This window comes from Polynucleobacter sp. 39-46-10 (assembly GCF_002282275.1).
The window spans coordinates 1-5,605 of the sequence record NZ_NCJB01000151.1; the positions used below are offsets into that span (position 1 = coordinate 1).

Annotated in this window: 9 protein-coding genes; 4 read left to right on the forward strand and 5 right to left on the reverse strand. The window is 48.1% G+C overall.

Annotated features, from left to right (window positions below; genetic code table 11):
- Nucleotides 1–149: 149 nt before the first annotated feature.
- Nucleotides 150–902: a transporter substrate-binding domain-containing protein gene (locus B7X71_RS11150; protein WP_293598616.1), complete on the forward strand. Its 753-nt coding sequence runs from the start codon at nucleotides 150–152 to the stop codon at nucleotides 900–902.
- A gap of 73 nt (nucleotides 903–975) precedes the next feature.
- Nucleotides 976–1,215, forward strand: coding sequence for a hypothetical protein (locus tag B7X71_RS11155; protein WP_293598617.1), 240 nt, complete (start codon nucleotides 976–978; stop codon nucleotides 1,213–1,215).
- 45 nt (nucleotides 1,216–1,260) lie between these two features.
- Here the strand turns inward: B7X71_RS11155 and B7X71_RS11160 are convergent, their stop codons facing one another.
- From B7X71_RS11160 to B7X71_RS11170, 3 genes are read right to left on the reverse strand one after another with little or no spacing between them, the layout of a single operon-like run.
- Nucleotides 1,261–1,908 carry a histidine phosphatase family protein gene (locus B7X71_RS11160; protein WP_293598618.1) on the reverse strand — a complete coding sequence of 216 codons (648 nt, stop codon included), beginning with the start codon at nucleotides 1,906–1,908 and terminating at the stop codon, nucleotides 1,261–1,263.
- Nucleotides 1,909–1,927: 19 nt separating this feature from the next.
- Entirely contained in the window at nucleotides 1,928–2,434 is a 507-nt protein-coding gene (locus B7X71_RS11165; protein ID WP_293598619.1) for an MOSC domain-containing protein, read from the reverse strand.
- A gap of 60 nt (nucleotides 2,435–2,494) precedes the next feature.
- The gene (locus B7X71_RS11170) at nucleotides 2,495–2,701 is read right to left on the reverse strand and encodes a hypothetical protein (protein ID WP_293598620.1); all 207 of its coding nucleotides are present in this window, start codon (nucleotides 2,699–2,701) and stop codon (nucleotides 2,495–2,497) included.
- A 123-nt stretch (nucleotides 2,702–2,824) separates the two neighbouring features.
- Here B7X71_RS11170 and B7X71_RS11175 point away from each other — a divergent pair, with 123 nt between their 5' ends.
- Together B7X71_RS11175 and B7X71_RS11180 are read left to right on the forward strand one after the other, a co-directional pair.
- Nucleotides 2,825–3,055: a DUF2798 domain-containing protein gene (locus B7X71_RS11175; protein WP_293600761.1), complete on the forward strand. Its 231-nt coding sequence runs from the start codon at nucleotides 2,825–2,827 to the stop codon at nucleotides 3,053–3,055.
- Nucleotides 3,056–3,100: 45 nt separating this feature from the next.
- A complete protein-coding gene (locus B7X71_RS11180; RefSeq protein WP_293598622.1) occupies nucleotides 3,101–3,349 on the forward strand; it encodes a hypothetical protein in 249 nt (82 codons plus the stop codon).
- A gap of 2 nt (nucleotides 3,350–3,351) precedes the next feature.
- On the opposite strand, the gene B7X71_RS11185 is transcribed toward B7X71_RS11180, so the two are convergent.
- Nucleotides 3,352–4,953 carry a peptide chain release factor 3 gene (locus tag B7X71_RS11185; protein WP_293600762.1) on the reverse strand — a complete coding sequence of 534 codons (1,602 nt, stop codon included), beginning with the start codon at nucleotides 4,951–4,953 and terminating at the stop codon, nucleotides 3,352–3,354.
- 66 nt (nucleotides 4,954–5,019) lie between these two features.
- On the reverse strand, nucleotides 5,020–5,605 hold a 586-nt coding region (locus B7X71_RS11190), incomplete at its 5' end, for a glycosyltransferase (protein ID WP_293600763.1).

Sequence of the window (5,605 nt, forward strand, 5' to 3'; positions counted from 1 at the left end):
TTAGCTTGAACTGCTTACTGTACTTGCTCATAAAACAAAACCCCCTTGGTTGGACATAAGGTCCAACTTTTGGGGGTCAGTTCATACGGGTGGCTTTTTATATTCAATTCTTGATAAGATCAATTATCTAATTTAATCCTGAGTACACAATGAGACTTGCTCGCCTACTTTTAGTCCTATGCGTCACCTTAAGCATAGTTAGTGGATGCTCCAAAGAGGAACAGGATAATGTCATTAAGGTTGCCGTGTCCCCCGCCATCCCTCCGATGCTGTTTGAAAAAGACGGTAAATATACGGGCATAGACTTGGAGATATTTGAGGGCTACTGCAAGTCACGCGCTTGCACATTTAAAACGACTGCCTATGATTGGTTGGGGATGTTGGGTGCCGTCACTAGTGGGCAGGCTGATGTTGCATTCTCAGGAATCTCCATTACAGATAAGCGGAAAGAAGTGATGGATTTTTCAAATCCGTATTTCACCAGCACATGGCAGTTGATTGGATTAAAGAATCGCAATATTAAAATTACTGATTTATCTCAACTAAAAAAATACAGCATTGCTTATCCGACGGGTAGTGTGTTTGATGATTATGTGAAGACTGTATTGCAGCCAAAAGGCTATTACTCAGCAGAGCAAGTAAAGCTATATCCGTCGCCCACGGAGGCCTTGCTTGCCTTGCAAAATGGTAATGTGGACTTGGTATTTGTGGACAACGTTATGTTGGTTAACTATCAAAAGTCTTTAAATCTTCCAGTTAGCAGTAGCTACCAAGTCGTTGGGTTTGATAATCTGGGCTTTGCCTTCAAAAAAGGCTCTAAGTTGCGGGATGACTTTAATCTCTATCTTGCCGAGTTGGGCCCAGAAAAGTTAAAAGAGATTATTGATCGCTGGATTCAATAAATTAGAGTGATTTGCATATATTGGGTTAAAGTGCTCCTTAAGCCGATTATTTCAATTATTCATAAGGAAAAATATGTCCCATCATGACAAGTTAATTGCCGCTTTCGAAACATACCAATCAGAGAACGAAAAGTTCCACGGAAGAGGAATCAAAGCTTCTGCTGCAAGAGCACGTAAAGCTTTGCAAGAGATTGCTGGTTCTTGTAAAGAGCGTCGCAAAGAAATTACTGCTGAAAAAGAGGCGCTTGAAGGCAAACCAAAGGGTGAGGGTATGTCACAAGATGCAGCCCGTCACGCGCACATCAGAAAGTAAAACTTTTCTGAAAACTCAAAAGTCACCTTCGGGTGACTTTTTTATTTAGAGGTCCACGTTTTCTAAGGCGGGACCCTCAAGGTGGCGAGTATCTGCCCATTGCTTTACTTCCCAGCCATTAGCCTGGCTATGAGTAATCCAATTTAATGAGGCATTGGGTACGGAAGCGACTCTTTCAGCGCTTAAAGATTGTTTGCTTGCAATGCGATACATCATGTCAAGCGTGCCACCATGGCTAACCAGCAAAATTGTTTTACCAGCATGACACTCTTGAATTTTGTTTAGAGCATTTTGAACGCGTACTGCAAATTGTTGAATGCTTTCGCCACCACCAAGATCATGCTCTAGGTCGCGGGTAATGTGAGCCTGCCAGATATCAGGCTGTAGTGATGGCGCCTCGCCAATTGAGAGCCCTTGAAGGGCGCCAAAATGACGCTCCCTTAAAGCGCTATCAACCTGTGGCTCACCTCCAAATAATTCAACGACAGCGCTTGCGGTATCAGCTGCTCTTTTAAGATCGCTGGTGTAAAGGACGTCAAACGAGAGTTTTATATCTTTAAGGGCCTGGGCCATTTGGCGCGCCTGTAGTGCGCCCTTGGTATTAAGGGGAATGTCGGTATGCCCTTGTAAGCGTCTTTCGGCATTCCAGTCGGTTTCGCCATGGCGAATAAGGCAGAGTGTTGTTGTAGACATATTTAAATGCAAAGTTGAATTAATTTTCTTCGGGAGCTGAGAAAAGAAGAGCGCTTCCCAGGGTGAGGTATCCAGATTCGAGGGCTTCGGCTCTAAGGCCGCCACGACCTTCAAATGCGTTCATAAAATCTGGTCTTTTTAGTAAGTTGGCTGGTCGCTGACAAGGCTCGCATAATTCTGTACCTTTAAAAGTAAGACCCCCTAAATAGAAGGTCTTGCCAACTAGCCCATTGAGCTCATCCTCAGAAATGCCGCTGATCGTAATATTTCTGCGAGTGTCGCCTGGATCAAAAACTACTTGCTGCTTTGCAAGTAGCTCGTTATTTGCGCTCTCGATAGCAGAAAGTGCAACGAGAGAAACATGACGGATCTTAGGCTTCGTTTTTGAGAATGCACCTATACCCAAGGCATAGCGATCACCCACAATGCCCTCGCCTGCAACAATCTCAGCCTGCGTAAGCTGCGTCATAGATTCACCTGCTTGGGAGGCAATATAGATGGCGTGAATTTGTGGAGATGCTTTCATGATGAGAGCATATTACATAAGAAAAAAGCCCCGGAAATTTCGGGGCTTAGTGCTAAGTGCTTAGGCTGCGACAGGCTCAGCGATAGATGCTGGTGCTGGAGGGCGCTTATTGAGAGCCCTTTGAATCTTTGCCTTCTCTTTAGGCTTAGTGCTAGATTCAAGTAATTTACTAAGTTGAGTGACAGTTAGTGGGCCCAATTTGGCTTTGCCGGTTTTACTAACCATGGGATCGTTTTTTCTATTTCTTTGATTTTGGCCAACAGCCATATTTTTTCCTAGAGTCTTGAAATGATGAACCTCTGAGATTGCTCAGTAGACTCCCCTAAGTAGGGCGCGGAATAGTGATCACAAATCAGAATAACAGCTAAGCAGTCAAGGCGCTATGATCAGATGATGATGAATATTCCTAATCTTATTTTTTCTGCAATCATGGGCGGACTCATGTCATTGAGCATTACTTTGGCCACTACTTTAGTGCGCGTAGGTTTTGTGCAGAATTTTTTTTGGGTGTGGCTGGAGGTTTGGGCAGTTGCCTACCCAGTGGCAATGATTTGTATTTTGATTTATCGGCCGTTTGCTAGCAAGCTCACTGCCCGCTTAGTTTCGAAGTTTGTACTATAGGCGATTTAAGATGCCTTAAGGCGCATACTAAATAAGAGGATTGATATGAAGCATCTTAAATATATTTTGTTACTAGGCATTGTTGGTTTGAGTGCTTGCGCTGCGGTTTATACCGATGCCTCAGACTCGAATCATGTCACTTTTTTAAATAGTGATGGCGAATCTGTTGCATCGCTCACGCCAAAGGCTAATGCGTATTGCGCTCAATATGGCAAGACTGCCTCTTTTAGAAAGAGCGATACTCAGCTGGTTGCAGTATTTGATTGCAATTGGCCACAATCAAGCCCACGCTAGATTTAACCAGCGAGGTCAGATTGGTAGATAAGGCCTGCATGCTCTCGCAACGCATGGAACTGAATGGATTCCCAGCGTTGTTGAGCAACATCTAATTCGGATTTATGGCTAGCCAAAAATACTGAGGCTCCCACAACATCCTCCGCCATGCGGTGAATATTTTCTTGAATGAATTTCTTGAGTGCTACAGGGTCATCTGAGCTGACCCAGCGAGCTAAGTTATAGCGCGCAGGTAGTAAGCGTACCTCTGCACCATATTCAGTTTGCAGGCGATGGCTTACTACTTCAAACTGCAGCTGTCCAAATGCACCGAGCAGCATAGTGCCACCCGTCATGGGGCGGAATACCTGAATTGCGCCTTCTTCGCCAAGCTGCATCAAGCCTGTGCGTAATTGTTTCGAGCGCAATGGATCGGCAGACTCCACCATGCGGAAAATCTCAGGCGCAAAAAATGGCAAGCCTGTAAATTGCAGTTGCTCTCCTTCGGTGAGCGTATCGCCCAGACGAAGAAGTCCATGGTTTGGTAATCCAATAATGTCGCCAGGGAAGGCTTCATCCAAAATGTCGCGGCGTTGTGACAAGAAGGACAGTGCATTGTTGGTGCGCACTTCTTTGCCATTGCGACAAATCTTCAGCTTCATACCGCGTTGAAAGTGTCCCGAGCAAATACGCAAGAAGGCAACACGATCTCGGTGAGCCGGATCCATGTTGGCTTGGATCTTAAATACCACTGCAGAGAATTTATTTTCCGCAGGGCTAACCTCTCGTTGTAAGGCTTTGCGTGAGCCTGGTGACGGTGCAAGCTCAACTAAGGTATTGAGAATTTCACGTACACCAAAATTATTAATGGCTGAGCCAAAGAATACCGGCGACTGACGGCCCGCCAAAAAGGCTTCTTTATTAAAAGCAGGCATTGCATTTTTAATGAGATCTACTTCGGCAAGCGCATTTTCAAGATCAGTGCCTAAGCGCTCTTTTAATGCCGGATTGTTGATATCAACAATCGCATGAGAATTTTCAGTGACACGATCTTCGCCGGCCTTGAACATACGTATTTGAGAGTTGGCAATATCAATTACGCCGGCAAATGATTTACCCATGCCTACTGGCCAAGTAAAAGGAACTACCTCAATGCCGAGCGCAGTTTCAATCTCATCCATCAACTCCATGGGTGGTTTTACTTCACGATCCATCTTATTGATGAAAGTGACAATTGGTGTGTTGCGTGCGCGACAGACTTCCAGTAAGCGTAAGGTTTGTGACTCGACACCGTTGGCAGCATCAATCACCATGAGTGCGGAGTCTACAGCGGTCAATACGCGATAGGTATCTTCAGAGAAGTCTTGGTGTCCCGGGGTATCCAAAAGATTAATAATGCAATCGCGATACTCCATTTGCATTACCGAGCTGGCTACGGAAATACCACGTTGTTTTTCAATTTCCATCCAGTCCGAGGTTGCGTGGCGACTAGCTTTGCGGGCCTTGACGCTACCAGCAATCTGAATTGCGCCTGCGTATAACAAGAGTTTTTCAGTGAGCGTGGTCTTGCCAGCATCGGGATGGGAAATGATCGCAAAAGTGCGGCGGTCGTTGGTCTGAGTCATCGCGCGCGCCCTACGCGGGCGGCGCGCGCAAGTCGAGACCGTCGCCCCGCTCAGCGGCAGCCCGGCCTAGCGCTTCTTCTTGCTTTTATGTTTGCGTCGCTCACGCCCGAGCGTGATAATTCGGGAGAAACAGGCCAGCACTTCATCGGGGTGGTGGCCGCGCGCCAGCCGGCGCAGGCGCCGCCAGAACCGGGTCTTTTCCGGCTCGGGATAGGGCTGCAGGTTCCGGAAGAATTCTTCGGCGCAGGCGCGCCACGAGAAGCCTTCGGCGAACTTGCGGACCACAGCGCGGTCCAGCTCCAGGCAGGCCAGGCAGGCTTCCTTCAGCCCGTCGGTCTGGCCCGGGGCCAGGACGCCGGCGTTGGAGCCTGGGATGATGTCGATGGGGCCGGGGGCCGAGAAGGCGGCGACAGGCACGCCGGCGGCCATGGCCTCCAGGATCACCAGGCCGAAGGTGTCGGTCAGGGAGGGGAAGCAGAAGACGTCCGCGCAGCCGAAATAGCGGCCCAGCTCCTCGCCGAACTTGGCGCCGGCGAACACCACGTCGGGATATTTCTCGGCCAGCTCTTCGCGCTGCGGGCCGTCGCCGACGATGACCTTGGTGCCGGGCAGGTCCAGGCTGGCGAAGGCCTCGATGTTCTTCTCGACGGCC